The organism is Amycolatopsis sp. NBC_01286 (assembly GCF_035982555.1).
Lineage (GTDB): Bacteria > Actinomycetota > Actinomycetes > Mycobacteriales > Pseudonocardiaceae > Amycolatopsis.
The window spans coordinates 6,321,832-6,334,110 of the sequence record NZ_CP108428.1 but is presented as its reverse complement, the minus strand read 5'-3'; the positions used below and the strand labels follow the sequence as shown (position 1 = coordinate 6,334,110).

At 71.8% G+C, this 12,279-nt stretch carries 15 protein-coding genes; 6 read left to right on the top strand and 9 right to left on the bottom strand.

Features of this window, described 5'->3' with window-relative positions; genetic code table 11:
- Positions 1 to 118 precede the first annotated feature (118 nt).
- On the top strand, positions 119 to 1,108 hold the full coding sequence (locus tag OG570_RS29930) for a helix-turn-helix domain-containing protein (protein ID WP_326952469.1): 990 nt from the start codon (positions 119 to 121) through the stop codon (positions 1,106 to 1,108).
- Positions 1,109 to 1,320: 212 nt separating this feature from the next.
- Here OG570_RS29930 and OG570_RS29925 read toward each other — a convergent pair whose 3' ends face one another.
- The 4 genes from OG570_RS29925 to OG570_RS29910 form a co-directional block, all read right to left on the bottom strand.
- Complete coding sequence (locus tag OG570_RS29925; protein WP_247052953.1) at positions 1,321 to 2,049, bottom strand: D-Ala-D-Ala carboxypeptidase family metallohydrolase; 729 nt, start codon at positions 2,047 to 2,049, stop codon at positions 1,321 to 1,323.
- Positions 2,050 to 2,096: 47 nt separating this feature from the next.
- The gene (locus OG570_RS29920) at positions 2,097 to 3,416 is read right to left on the bottom strand and encodes a GH25 family lysozyme (protein ID WP_326952468.1); all 1,320 of its coding nucleotides are present in this window, start codon (positions 3,414 to 3,416) and stop codon (positions 2,097 to 2,099) included.
- Between the two features lie 185 nt (positions 3,417 to 3,601).
- Positions 3,602 to 4,069 (bottom strand): cupin domain-containing protein, encoded by a 468-nt coding sequence (locus OG570_RS29915; protein WP_326952467.1) that lies wholly within the window; start codon positions 4,067 to 4,069, stop codon positions 3,602 to 3,604.
- A 25-nt stretch (positions 4,070 to 4,094) separates the two neighbouring features.
- Entirely contained in the window at positions 4,095 to 5,045 is a 951-nt protein-coding gene (locus tag OG570_RS29910; RefSeq protein ID WP_326952466.1) for an alpha/beta hydrolase, read from the bottom strand.
- 105 nt (positions 5,046 to 5,150) lie between these two features.
- On the opposite strand from OG570_RS29910, the gene OG570_RS29905 reads away from it, so the two are divergent.
- Together OG570_RS29905 and OG570_RS29900 are read left to right on the top strand one after the other, a co-directional pair.
- Complete coding sequence (locus OG570_RS29905; protein ID WP_326952465.1) at positions 5,151 to 5,732, top strand: TetR/AcrR family transcriptional regulator; 582 nt, start codon at positions 5,151 to 5,153, stop codon at positions 5,730 to 5,732.
- A gap of 80 nt (positions 5,733 to 5,812) precedes the next feature.
- Positions 5,813 to 6,583, top strand: coding sequence for a polysaccharide lyase family 7 protein (locus OG570_RS29900; protein WP_326952464.1), 771 nt, complete (start codon positions 5,813 to 5,815; stop codon positions 6,581 to 6,583).
- Between the two features lie 51 nt (positions 6,584 to 6,634).
- Here the strand turns inward: OG570_RS29900 and OG570_RS29895 are convergent, their stop codons facing one another.
- Positions 6,635 to 7,582: an NAD(+)/NADH kinase gene (locus OG570_RS29895; protein WP_326952463.1), complete on the bottom strand. Its 948-nt coding sequence runs from the start codon at positions 7,580 to 7,582 to the stop codon at positions 6,635 to 6,637.
- Between the two features lie 48 nt (positions 7,583 to 7,630).
- Complete coding sequence (locus tag OG570_RS29890) at positions 7,631 to 8,278, bottom strand: class I SAM-dependent methyltransferase (protein WP_326952461.1); 648 nt, start codon at positions 8,276 to 8,278, stop codon at positions 7,631 to 7,633.
- A gap of 134 nt (positions 8,279 to 8,412) precedes the next feature.
- Between OG570_RS29890 and OG570_RS29885 the strand changes: the two genes are divergently transcribed.
- Positions 8,413 to 9,447 (top strand): alpha/beta fold hydrolase, encoded by a 1,035-nt coding sequence (locus tag OG570_RS29885; RefSeq protein ID WP_326952460.1) that lies wholly within the window; start codon positions 8,413 to 8,415, stop codon positions 9,445 to 9,447.
- Between the two features lie 85 nt (positions 9,448 to 9,532).
- A complete protein-coding gene (locus tag OG570_RS29880; RefSeq protein WP_326952459.1) occupies positions 9,533 to 9,922 on the top strand; it encodes an HPF/RaiA family ribosome-associated protein in 390 nt (129 codons plus the stop codon).
- A gap of 109 nt (positions 9,923 to 10,031) precedes the next feature.
- On the opposite strand, the gene OG570_RS29875 is transcribed toward OG570_RS29880, so the two are convergent.
- Positions 10,032 to 10,421, bottom strand: coding sequence for a hypothetical protein (locus OG570_RS29875; protein WP_326952458.1), 390 nt, complete (start codon positions 10,419 to 10,421; stop codon positions 10,032 to 10,034).
- Positions 10,422 to 10,479: 58 nt separating this feature from the next.
- Between OG570_RS29875 and OG570_RS29870 the strand changes: the two genes are divergently transcribed.
- A complete protein-coding gene (locus tag OG570_RS29870) occupies positions 10,480 to 10,683 on the top strand; it encodes a DUF427 domain-containing protein (RefSeq protein ID WP_326952457.1) in 204 nt (67 codons plus the stop codon).
- A gap of 12 nt (positions 10,684 to 10,695) precedes the next feature.
- Here OG570_RS29870 and OG570_RS29865 read toward each other — a convergent pair whose 3' ends face one another.
- Both OG570_RS29865 and OG570_RS29860 read right to left on the bottom strand, forming a co-directional pair.
- Complete coding sequence (locus tag OG570_RS29865; RefSeq protein WP_326952456.1) at positions 10,696 to 11,490, bottom strand: endo alpha-1,4 polygalactosaminidase; 795 nt, start codon at positions 11,488 to 11,490, stop codon at positions 10,696 to 10,698.
- Positions 11,491 to 11,940: 450 nt separating this feature from the next.
- Positions 11,941 to 12,240, bottom strand: coding sequence for a hypothetical protein (locus tag OG570_RS29860; protein ID WP_326952455.1), 300 nt, complete (start codon positions 12,238 to 12,240; stop codon positions 11,941 to 11,943).
- Between the last annotated feature and the right edge of the window lie 39 nt (positions 12,241 to 12,279).

Genomic DNA, 12,279 nt, shown 5'->3' with positions numbered 1-12,279 from the left:
GTGACCACCACATGGCCGGACCGTGAGCCGCCGAGTGGCCCAATCCGTGAATTTCCGCCCGGCTTCCGGCGGGACGGTGCTAGCTTCCGTCCGTCATTCGCCCGAGCGAGGTGTACCAGTGACCGTGACCCTGCACGTGGACAAGTTCGCTGCCTACCTGCGCATGTTGAAGGACCGCAGCGGGCAGGGATACGAACGTCTCGGCCGGCGGGCCGGGGCCAGCGGCTCCAGCCTGCACCGGTACTGCTCGGGCCAGAGCGTGCCCGCCGACTACCGCGTGGTCCACTCGTTCGCCAAGGTCTGCGGCGCGTCCGCGGAGGAACTGCGCGAACTGCACCAGCTGTGGGCCCTGGCCGACGCCGGCCGGGTCGAGGAGGGGCACGCCGAGGCGCCGGTCGTCCCCGCGACCGCGCCGCCGGCCCCCGCTGCGGACGTCACACCGCGACGCAGACGCGGGTACGCGGCCCTGGCCATCGCGATCATGATCCTGCTGGCGGGCGGCCTGGTCTGGGTCACCGCCGACGGGTCCGAGCCGCCCCCCGGCCGCTACGCCGACCGGGTGCTCTTCTCCCCGGCCTGTCAGCCGCCGGTGAGCATGGGCCAGCACGACGAGTGCGTCACCGAGGTGCAGAACCTGCTGGTCGCGGCCCAGGGGCGGCTCTCGGTCGACGGCTCGTTCGGCCCGGAGACGCTGCGCCGGGTCACCGCGTTCCAGGTCATGGCCGGCCTGCCCGCGCGCGGCGTCGTCGACGAGGCCACGAAGAACGCGCTGTACGACCGCCGGACCAGCCTGGCGGCCTGGCCGGGGCCGGTGGTGGAGCAGCGGATCCGGGCCGTGTTCACCGAGGCGCCGGACACCGCGGTCGCGATCGCCCGCTGCGCCTCGTTCCTCGATCCGCTGTGGGTGCTGCCGAACACGAACGGCAGCCGCAACTGGGGGATCTTCCAGATCTCCGACGCCCGCCTGCTGGACCTGGGCGGCACACCGCGGCAGGCGTTCGACCCGGTCTGGAACATCGACGCGGCGCACCGCCTGTGGAGCGCCCACCACGACTTCCGCGACTGGCCGTCCTGCTCGGCGGCCCTCCAGGACCCCCGGTCGCACTGAGCGCGGGCGCCGGTGCTCGTTCTCGCCGAGCCGCCCGGGTCACGGCCCGGCCGCGATCTCCCCGAAGGGCGGCCGGACGAGGTCGACGCGCGGCACGCCGAAACTCCCGCCGAGCCGCCCGGGGCACGGCTTTGCGGGCTGCCCGAGCACAAGATCCTGACGCCGGAAACCCCCGGGGAGAGGGGTTTCCGGCGTCAGACCCCCAGCGCCGGTCAGACCGTCCCGTTCTCCCACCACCACGCGCGGCCGAGGTCGGCCCGGCTGTCCACGTGCTGGTGGTCGGTGTTGTAGGTCTCCAGGCCGGAGAACCCGCTGGTCTCGGCCTTCTGGTAGACGGTCTTGTTGGCCACGCCCGGCACGTCCAGGTCGGCCGCGGTGCCGTACATGTGCATGCTGTCGCTGGCGCCGCCGATCTCGGCGTTGTGCGCGATGCTGCGGAAGCCGGAGTTCACCGTGATCGGCTTGTTCCCGAGCTTCTTGCGCACCGCCTCCAGCTTGTACATGCAGCGGCGGGCGTTCTCCTTGGCGGTGGCCGCGCTGACCTTGCCGCCGTTGAAGGTGCCGCTCACCCGGTCGGTGAACTCGCTGAAGTTGAAGTGCGCGGTGGACCCGTCGCTCTGCTCCAGCGCGTTGAGCGCGCTCTGGGTGGCCGGGCCGGCCTCGCCGTCCGCGCCCAGGCCGTAGGCCGCCTGGAACCGGCGGACCGCCGCGGCCGTGCCGGGGCCGAACTCGCCGTCGATCGAGACCCGGCTGTGGCTCGCCGAGTCGGCCGCCCAGCCCGCCACCCGGATCTGCAGTTCGGTGACGTCGGCGCCGGTGCTGCCCTCGGCCAGGGTGCGGGACCACGGGTACGCCTGGGCGATGCCCGGCAGCAGGAGCGGGCTGACCGCCACGGCGGTGCCGATCACCGCCGCGCTGCGCAGCAGCGTGCGACGGCTCATGGGGAGACTCATTCTCGTCCTTTCCTAGCGGGGATTTCCGGCGGGATTCAGCGGTTGGCGAGCTGGTCGAGATCGGCCTGGGTGCCGTTGAAGACGTCCCCGGTCGCCGGCGCGGGGATGCCGTCGGGGATGGCCGCGTCGGTGTACTGCCACATCAGCCAGGTGCTCGACCCGGCGGGCAGCGACGGCTGCGTGACGGACTGGCGGTAGTCGGCGAGCTGCATCGGATAGGCCGCGAACGCCGTGGTGCCGCCCAGGCAGGCGTCCAGGAACGACTTCTGGGTGTAGATGATCGGGGTCCGGCCGAACGCCGCCTGGACCTTGTCCAGCCACGCCTTCGCGTCGGCGACGGTGACGTACGGCGGGCAGCCGCCTGAGCCGTCGTCCTTCCACTCCAGGTCGAACACGGGCGGCAGGTCACCGGCGCGCTTGCCGGTGTACCCGGTGGCCCGCACCGCGGCGATGAACCGGTCCGCCTGCGCGCCGCCGGTGCCGGCCGTGGTGCCCGTGTAGAAGTGGTACGGCCCCACGGCCAGGCCGGCGGTGCGGGCGGCGGGCAGGTCCGTGGCCAGGTACTCGTCGGTGGTGTTCAGGCCGCGGGTCGCCTTCACGGTCGCGAACTCGACACCGGACGCCTTCACCGCGGCCCAGTTGATCGGCGCGCCGCCGGGGTGCTGGTACTTCGCCGTGTCGACGCCGTCGATCGGGCGTCCCGCGGGCTTCGGCGGCACGCAGTAGGCGTTGCGGCTGGACCAGTCGGCCACCTTCGCCCACGTGGTGGGCCCGGCGACGCCGTCGGCGCTGGCGTTGACGCAGTGCTGGAACTGGATCACCCGGTTGCGGGTGCCGTCACCGAAGTTGCCGTCCACCGTCAGCGGCGGGTAGTGCCCCGGCTCCATGGCGAGGTTCAGCCGGCACTGGAGCTCCTTGACGTCCGTGCCGGTGGAACCGCTCTGCAGGGTCGGGCGGGCCGTGGAGAGGCCGCACACCACGCTCTGCGCGGCGTCCGCCGTGCCCTGGGTGGCGCACTTCTTCGGCCGCGCGGCCCACGAGTTCAGCGCGGTCCAGGTGTTCGGCCCGATCTGGCCGTCCACGCTCAGCGCGGCGCACCGCTGGAACACGCGCACCCGAGCGTCGGTGGCCGCGCCGAAGGAGCCGTCCGCGCCGATGGGCGTGTACTTGCTCGCCTTGGTCGCCAGGTTCAGTTCGCACTGCGCCTCGGCGACCTCGGTGCCGGTCGACCCTTGCTGCAGGGTCGGCTGGGCGGTGGTGTGCCCGCACACCGCAACGGGTTCGGCCGCGACTGTGGCAGCGGCCGCGGCGGGGAACACCAGCAGCACCGCGACGACCAGAGCGAGTCTTTGCATGGCGAGCAGGCTGGCAGTGCCCGCCCCCGCCGGTCGCGGTCAGCGACCGACTCGGGACGCCGGGACAGTCCCACCCCACCGGACCAGCGGGAACGCCACCCCCGTGGGACACCGCTGGGACGCCGTCCCGGCCCCGGCGGCCCGGGTCGGTCCGGATCACGGTGCCGGTCGGCAGCGGATCGGCGTCAGCGCGGCGGGCCGACGATGACGTTCCCGAACTTCTCGGCCGCCTCGGCCATCCGGTCCGGGGAGATCTCGAAACCGTCGGGCCGGGGCTCGGCGCGGTCGCGGCCGGCGTGGCGGAACATGCCCTCGATGCCCGCCGGGGTGTTGATCACCAGCAGGTCGGCCTTCGCGGACGTGATGCGGTAGGCGTGCGGGATGTTCTTGGGCAGGAAGACGATGCCGCCCTCCGCCAGCTCCATCTCCTCCTCCCCCACCCAGACCAGCGCGGTGCCCTTGATGAGCATGAACACCTCGTCTTCCCGGGTGTGCAGGTGGAACGGCGGCGCTTCGCCCTTCTCGACGTCGAACCGGCCGACCATCAGCTGACCGTCGGTGGCCGCGCTGTCGAGCAGGATCGACAGCGTGCCGCCGTCGAGCCACTCCAGTTTCTGCTGCTGCTCGGGCTGGGCGAGGTAGGCCATGCTCATCGGGTGGCTCCGTTCGAAGGGACGGTCAGAGGGAACCGAGGACACGCAGGCGATCGGCGACCGCGCGGCGGGCGACGTCGGTGTCCCAGGCGAAGGTCTCGAACTCGTGCGGCACCCCGGGGTGCAGGTGGAACTCCACGTCGACCCCGGCCACGCCGAGCCGCCGGGCGTAGTCGAGGTCCTCGTCGCGGAAGATGTCGAGCTGGCCGACCTCGATGTACGTCGGCGGCAGACCCGAGAGGTCGGCGGCCCGTGCCGCGGCGGCGTACGGCGAGACGTCGGGGCCGCCGGCCCGGGCACCGAGCAGCGCCGTCCACCCGGTGGCGTTGTCCTCGTAGGTCCACGTCGCGAACGGGACCAGCTCCGGGTCCGGCGTCGTCGTGCGGTCGTCGAGCATCGGGAAGACGAGGATCTGGCGCGCCACCGCCGGTCCGCCGCGGTCGCGGGCCAGCAGCGTCACCCCGGCGGCCAGGCCGCCACCGGCACTGTCGCCCATCACGGCGATCCGGGCCGGGTCGACGCCGAGCTCGGCGGCGTGCTCGTGCAGCCACCGCAGCCCGGTGTAAACGTCCTCGATCGGGGTGGGATCGGGGTGTTCGGGGGCGAGCCGGTAGTCGACGGCCAGCATCGGCACCCCGCTCGCGGACACGTACCGGGCGATCGGCGCGTCGTAGAGCGCGACGCTGCCCAGGATCATCCCGCCGCCGTGCAGGTACAACGCGGCCGGGCCGGGGGCGGCGCCGTCCTTGGCGTACCAGCGCAGCAGCACCTTCGCGCCGTCCGCGGCGACCGCGTGGAAGTCGGTGGCCGTCACGTCGGCCGGGGTGGGCTGCAGCGCCGCGGTCTGCGCCATCATCGCTTCCAGCGCGACCCGCCGGGTGGCGACGTCACCCACGGCGGGGTGCGGTGCGTCGGCCATGGCTTCGGCCACCGGCGCCAGGATCGCGGCGACCTGAGGGTCGACGGTGAACGTCACGGAGGTCCTTCTTCCCGGCACTCGTATGCCTTAAACGGACGATATCGTCCGTCTAACGGCCTGTCAACGGCGCCCCCGGACCGTCGAGCTGCGATGATCGGTGCCGTGACCGAAGAACAGGACAAGGTCGTCCGGCGCCGGGGGCCACGACGGGACGCGGCCGACAACCGCGACCGGGTCCTGGCGGCCGCCGCCGTCGCAGTCCGCCGGGAAGGGACCGCGGTCCCGATGGCCACCATCGCGGCGGACGCCGGGGTCGGCGTCGGGACGGTGTACCGCCACTACCCCTCGCGGGAAGCGCTGCTCGGCGCGTTGACGCACCGGTCCTTCCAGCTCGTGCTGGACACCGCCCGCCGGGCCGCGGCCCTCGACGGACCGGCGCTCGAGGGGATCCGCTTCTTCCTCGAGCGGACCATCGAGCACGGGCGGGACCTCGTGCTGCCGATGCACGGCGGCCCGGCCCCCGGCGACCAGGCCACCGTCGCGCTCCGCAACGATGCCCACCGGACGCTGGGCTCGATCCTCGAACGAGGGCAGGACGACGGCACGATCCGGCCCGACGTGACCAGAGCCGACATCGTCGGTTTCGGCGCGCTGCTGGCGCAAGGCCTGCCCGACGTCCCGGACTGGAAACCCACGGCCCGCCGCCAAGCCGACATCTACGTCGCCGGGCTCCGGAACCTCTGACCGTCGGAAGATCACGCCGTTGACGTCTTCGGCGACGGAAACTTACGATGCGTCCACAGCCGCATACACAGGGGGAACCGATGACGGTCAAGCGCGGGTTGACAGTGGCGACGATCCTGAGTGCCGTGGCGGTGCTCGCCGGCGGCGGCGCCGCGATCGCGGCGCCGGGCGGCCCGGCCGCGGCGTCCTGCACCTATCCGGCCGACGTCCTGGACCTGCACAACTGGTACGAAGGCCTGCCGATCGGCGAGGCCGAGAACCCGAAGAACGTGAAGCAGCCCGAACTGGCGACCTACCGCGCCGACCCCTGGTTCACCACGACGGCCGACTGCACCGGCGTGCGGTTCCGGGCCGCGGTGAACGGCGTCACCACGAGCGGCTCGGGCTACCCGCGTTCGGAACTGCGCGAGACCGACGGGTCGAAGAACGCGAACTGGTCCTCGACCTCGGGCACCCACACGATGGTGGTCAAGGAGGCGATCACGCACCTGCCCGAGGACAAGAACCAGGTGGTCGCCGGCCAGATCCACGGCTCCGACGACGACCTGACGGTGTTCCGCCTCGAAGGCGGCAACCTCTACGTCACCAAGGGCGACGACACCCACTACAAGCTCGTCACCAGCACCTACCAGCTCGGCACGGAGTTCGAGGCCAAGTACGTCGTCTCGGGCGGGAAGGTCAAGGCGTACTACAACGGCACGCTGCAGACCACGATCTCCCAGAAGTTCAGCGGCGCCTACTTCAAAGCCGGCGCGTACACGCAGGCCAACTGCGACAAGTCCGCGCCGTGCTCGGACGCCAACTACGGCGAAGTGGTCATCCACGCCCTGACAGTCACCCACACGAACTGAAGGCGCACCACGGTCCGAAGTGGACACTCGTGGCCGGGCGGCGAGGTCGGTTCAGCGCTCCGGCAGCTGACGGCGTTCGCGCAGGCGGGCCAGGTCCTCGCGCATGTCCGTGGGCAGGAGCTCGGCCATCTGCTCGGGACGCAGCGGCAGGTCGAGAAGGCTGAGCTTGACCCGGCTGCGCCGGGCGTGGCGGCCGGGGTCCAGGCGCACGACCTGGGCCGCGTCCGGGCGCAGGGTCGCCGTCAGCGGGGTGGCGGGCTCGAGCGGCCGCCAGGCGTTCCCGTCGACGCGCAGCATCGGCGGCGCACTGCGGGTCGTCCCACGCAGCGTGACGACGTCGCGGGCCGGCAGCACGATCGAGCGGCTGACGCCCGACATCGACGCGACCGGGGTCACCGCGAGCACTTCCGCCGCCGGGGAGATCACCGGCCCGCCGGCGGCGTAGTTGTAGGCGGTGGAGCCGGTCGGGGTGCTCAGGATCAGGGCGTCGCAGCGGTAGTACCCGAACTGCGCGCCGTCGACCAGCAGGTCGACCTCCACCGTCGCGCCGGGCTCGGCCCCGCCGACGACGACGTCGTTGAACGCGACCGCGGCCGCGTCGCCCTCTTCCAGCGCGATGCAGCTGTGCGGCTCGATTTCGAAGTCCCCGGCGTGCACCCGCTCGATCGCGCCGGCCAGCTCGGCCGGCGCGATCTCGACCAGGAACCCGACGTTGCCGTAGTTCACCCCGAGCACCGGCACCGGCCGCTCGACGGCCAGCCGCATCGCTCCTAGCATCGTCCCGTCCCCGCCGAGGCTGACGACGGCGTCCACCCCGGCCGCGAACCCGGCGTCGGACACCACCGCCACCCCGGCCCCGACCTGCGCGGCGTCGGTCTCCCGCACCACCAGTTCGACCCCGTGCCGCTCGGCGAACGAGACCAGCACGTCGACCGAGTCGCGCACCGGCTTCCGCGGGTGCGCCACCACGCCGACGCGGGTGATCCCGAAATCTGCCATGAGGATCATTCTGGCCGCTCGGTGCCGGGAACGCTCGGGCGACGGACGTCAGCGGGTAGGCGTCGCCGTCCCGATGATCAGCGGGTGCACCACCGAAGGCATCCCGCGCCAGCTCGCCGTGCTCAGGTCCTCGATGTCGAACCGCTGCTTGACGAGCGCGACGGTGTCGCGGTCGCACCGGCAGCCCTGCGCGAACGCCGCCCACGGCCCCGCCAGGCGCGTCTGCCGCCGCGCCAGCTTCGGGTCCTCCGCACGCACGTGCTCCAGGAACAGCAGCCGACCACCCGGCCGCAGCACCCGCACGAGCTCGGCCAGCACCCGATCGACGTCGGGCACCGTGCAGAGGACCAGTGTCGACACGACCGTGTCGACACTGGCGTCCGCCATCGGCAGCGCGTCGGCACCGGCCCGCACCGGCCGCATCCCGGCGTGGCCCCGCACACGCTTCTCGAGCCGCCGGTACATCGCCGGGACGGGCTCGCTCAGCACGACCTCCGCCGTCGGCGGGTAATGCCGGACGTTGAGCCCGGTCCCCGCCCCGATCTCGACCACCCGTCCGTGTACCTGTCGCAGCAGCTCCGCGCGCCGGCCGGCCAGGCCCAGCCGCTCCCCCCGGCGCAGGAACGGGTCGTACAGCGCCGCCCCGAACCGCTCCCCGAACCCGTCCCGTGCCCCCACGTCGTCCCCTCCGGCCATCGTTCCTCCTCCGCACCACTTGATGCGACGCAGCACACCAGCCGCCGCCCGCCCACCGCATCACCCGCTCGTGCCATTCCGGGTGCTGGCCGGAACGGGCCACGCCGGCGCGTGGACCGGCCTAAGCTGGGGAAATGCCGGAGCAAGACCAAGCCGTGCGGTTCACCGACGCGGGCGATCGCCCGGTCGCCTGGGCCACCACCGGCGCGGGCCCGCCCCTCGTCGTCGGCAGCTGGTGGTGCGGGCACCTCGAGCTGGACTGGCGGAACGCGCTGTTCCGGCGGTTCAGCGGGCTGCTCGGCGACCACTTCACGCTCGTGCGCTACGACCGGCCCGGCGTCGGCATGTCCGACCCCGCCGGGCCGCTGATCACCTCGCTCGCCGACGAAGTGGCCGCGCTGAGCGCCGTCGTCGACGCGGCCGGGGAGAAGGTGACCCTGTTCGGCGGTTCGTCCGGAGGCTGCGCCGCGATGGCGTACGCGGCGGCCCACCCGGACCGCGTGGAGCGGCTCGTCCTCTACGGCAGCTACGCCCGCGGCACCGAGATCGCCACGGCGGACGCGCGGGACTCCCTGGTGACGCTCGTCGGCCGGCACTGGGGCGTGGGCTCCCGGGTGTTCGCCGACCTCTTCCTGCCGACCGCGACCCCGGCGGAACGCGACGAGTTCGTCCGTTTCCAGCGCGCCGGCCTGACGGCGGAGAAGGCGGAGCGCTCGCTCGCGGCGGTGTACGCGTTCGACGTCCGGGACCGGCTGGCCACGATCACGGTGCCGACCCTCGTCCTGCACCGTCGCGACGACCGCGCGATCCCGTTCGCGCTGGGCCAGGACGTCGCCGCCCGCATCCCGGGCGCCACCTTCGTCCCGCTCGACGGCACCGACCACCTGCCCTGGCGCGGGGACGTGGAAGCGCTGGTCCGCCCCGTGCGGGAGTTCCTCGGCGCCGGCCGGCGCGCCCGCCGGGCCGGCTCACCGCGGCACGAGCTCTCCGACCGCGAACTCGACGTGCTGCGCCTGGTCGCGCAGGGGTTGAGCGACCAGGAGATCGCCCGCCGGCTCGGCATCAGCGCCCACACGGCGCACCGCCACGTGTCGAACATCCGCGGCAAGCTGGGCGTGACGTCCCGGGCGGCGGCCGCCGCGCACGCCGCCACCGCCGGACTGCTCTGACCTGCACCGGGCGTCACCGGGTTTGAGCAGGCCGTCCTCGTGGTACTGCCACGAGATCATCGATGTCCCGCTTTGGAGGGTGCTCGTGCAGATCCAGGTCAACACCGACCACAACGTCCACGGTGGCGAAGGACTGGCCACCTTCGTGACCACCGACCTGGAGACCAGCCTCTCCCGGTTCGACGGCTGGTTGACCCGGGTGGAGGTGCACCTCAGCGAGGACGGCGGCGGCAAGCCGGAAGACAAGAAGTGCGTGATCGAGGCCCGCCCCGGCGGCAAGCAGCCGGTCGCGGTCACCCACCACGCCACCACCGTCGACGACGCGTACGCCGGCGCGGCGCACAAGCTGGGCAAGGTGCTGGACTCCCGGTACACCAAGGCGCACGACCACAAGGGCGGCGAGAGCATCCGGCACATGCCCGCACCGGACGACCTCGAGCAGGTCGGCACGATCGAAGACGCGCCGCGGGACTGAACACCTGTCTCGCGGGGCCGGTCGCGATCACGGTGTCACCTTCAGCGAGGCTCTGCCGACCAGGTCCGGACACGAACAGAGGCTGACTGCCCGGACCTGGTCGGCGGCGCTAATTGGCGATGAACTTGTGCGAGGTGTCCCGGTTGTTGATGTTGAGCGACTGCCCGACGCTCAGGACGAAGTGAGTGTCGGCGAAATAGAGGAAGATCGTGTGGCCGGTGGTGTTGTTCTTCGCCGAGGCGGCGTCGTTCCAGACACACTTGCCCTTGCCGAGGCCGGCGCCCTTGAACTCGTAGCAGGTCGGCTGGGTGCGCCCGTAGTCGGCGAGGCGTCGATACCGCCGAGGCGGTGGTGGCCGCGACTTGCTGTGCGCGACCCTGAGCTGAGCGCCCGCGTCGAGCCGGCCCGGCTTCCCTGGCCCGGTCGCCGGTACCGGTACGCCCGGAGGGCCCGATCTCCGTGCCGTTTCTCCGGCAAAACCGGCGCCTCTCCGTCGCACCCGCCGGCCACCCGGCCTGGACACATTTGTTGCTGTCAAACCCTTTCCCGATTGATCGGTGACGTCCTACAAGGGAACCGCCCGCTATTGGTCCACTCCGGACGTGCCGAACGCGGCGTGGGCCTACCCGGCCCCGATCCCGGCCGCCGGGCCGATCAAGGACCACGTCGCGTTCTACAACGAGATCGTCGACATCGAGGTGGACGGCGAGCTGCTCGACCGGCCGGTGACGCCGTTCACCAGCCGCCTCGTAGCCGGGTGAGCCCGGGGTCGCTCAGCAGGTCTTCCGGACGTACCCGGACTCACCCGCCGGGACGACGTCCTCGTCCCGCCGGACGATGCTGATCTTGCCCTTCCACGACGCGCACGCCTTGCTCAGGCCCGAACTCGTGTACTCGACGTCCACCACGCGGTTCCCGAACGCGTTCGCGTAGACGTCGCACTCCGTGTACTGCCCGCACTCTTCGGCGACCGCGAAGTCCAGCCCGTTGGCGACCCGGTTCGCGGCCAGGTCCACCGTGTTCTTCTGCGCGATCGCCAGCCCCTTCGCGTGCGCGTGGCTCGAGAGCAGCTTGATGTAGTCCTGCGCGTTCGCCGTCGAGATCAGGTTCTTCGACCGCTCGTAGCTGTCGTAGTTGTCCGGCTCGATCGCCTGGAAACCCTTGCCCGCGCAGGAGTCGACGATCCCGTTGATCTGCGCGGCCACCCGGGAGCGCTTGTCGGCCGTGCGGAGGTCGAGCAACGCCTCGTGCCAGTCCGGGTCGACGACCGTGTTCCCGTTCGCGTCCCGCAGCAGCAGGTCACTCGCCCACTCGCCGTCGTCACCCTCGTTGACCTGGAAAGCGTTGATGTAACAGATGTTGTACAGCCCGCTCGCCGCCGAGTCGGAATGGTCCCGGCTCACGATCTTGACCCCGGACGGCGGCGCGTAGGCCCCACCGATCTGGTAGTCCCACGCCGACGGCGTCGGCGGCAGTGTGACCGCCGCCGCCGACGCACCCGCCGTCGCCAGCAGGCAGGCCGACGTCAGGGCCGGCACGGCGAGGGCGGCCAGGAACCAGGATTTCACCGCGGAAGGGTTGCGCGTCACATCGACTCCATCGGGGATGCGGGGGATGGTGCAGCCCAATCATGAAAGCGCTTTCTCAGGAGTTCGTCAATCATTCACGGACGAATGAAGGAAATGATCGATTGACCGCATAGCGCATCCGGTCCACCCCCAGCTGCGCAGCCGCAACGCCGGTCATCGCATCGTCCTCGTCCGCACCACGGCGACTACCGCGGCCCGGCCGCCGGCCGGGCGTCGGCGACCCTGGCCCGCCGCGGTGGCGCTGCTCCGATCAGACGCCCAGGCAGGCGATCCACGGCATCCTCGCGCACAGCTACCGCGACGGCCGCTACGCCCGAGCATGGAAGGACTCCCTCGGCCGCCTGATCCCCGAATCGACACCGGTCCGCAGCTCACGGAATGACACCGGACGCGACAGTCCACATCGGACTCACGGGCTCACCCCTGCCGTCAGCCGAGCATCTGCATCCCGGCGAAGAACACGACCAGCAGGGCGCCGACGCCGAAACCGACGAGCAGTGCGCCGCCGATGGCCGGGCGGAGCCGCACGCCCGCGTAGGCCAGTCCCAACGCGAGCATCAACCACGCGCCCACCAACGGGAGACCCGTCATCATGCCCGCGGTGAGCAGTGAAACGCCCTTGGCGCCGCCGGCGACCACCAGCGCGTAACCGGCGATCACCAGCCAGTGCAGCGGGCGGATTCCGGCCGGCTTGGCGACCAACGTGCGCCAGGAATGCTGGTGGGTCATGACATACCCTCCTGATTCGGTGATACGTCGAGTGTCCCA

Excerpts from the sequence above, each read along its gene's own strand:
- OG570_RS29925 (WP_247052953.1), bottom strand. The coding sequence starts at position 2,049 with ATGAGCCGTCGCACGCTGCTGCGCAGCGCGGCGGTGATCGGCACCGCC.
- OG570_RS29920 (WP_326952468.1), bottom strand. The coding sequence starts at position 3,416 with ATGCAAAGACTCGCTCTGGTCGTCGCGGTGCTGCTGGTGTTCCCCGCC.
- OG570_RS29915 (WP_326952467.1), bottom strand. The coding sequence starts at position 4,069 with ATGAGCATGGCCTACCTCGCCCAGCCCGAGCAGCAGCAGAAACTGGAG.
- OG570_RS29900 (WP_326952464.1), top strand. The coding sequence starts at position 5,813 with ATGACGGTCAAGCGCGGGTTGACAGTGGCGACGATCCTGAGTGCCGTG.
- OG570_RS29895 (WP_326952463.1), bottom strand. The coding sequence starts at position 7,582 with ATGGCAGATTTCGGGATCACCCGCGTCGGCGTGGTGGCGCACCCGCGG.
- OG570_RS29890 (WP_326952461.1), bottom strand. The coding sequence starts at position 8,278 with ATGGCCGGAGGGGACGACGTGGGGGCACGGGACGGGTTCGGGGAGCGG.
- OG570_RS29885 (WP_326952460.1), top strand. The coding sequence starts at position 8,413 with ATGCCGGAGCAAGACCAAGCCGTGCGGTTCACCGACGCGGGCGATCGC.
- OG570_RS29860 (WP_326952455.1), bottom strand. The coding sequence starts at position 12,240 with ATGACCCACCAGCATTCCTGGCGCACGTTGGTCGCCAAGCCGGCCGGA.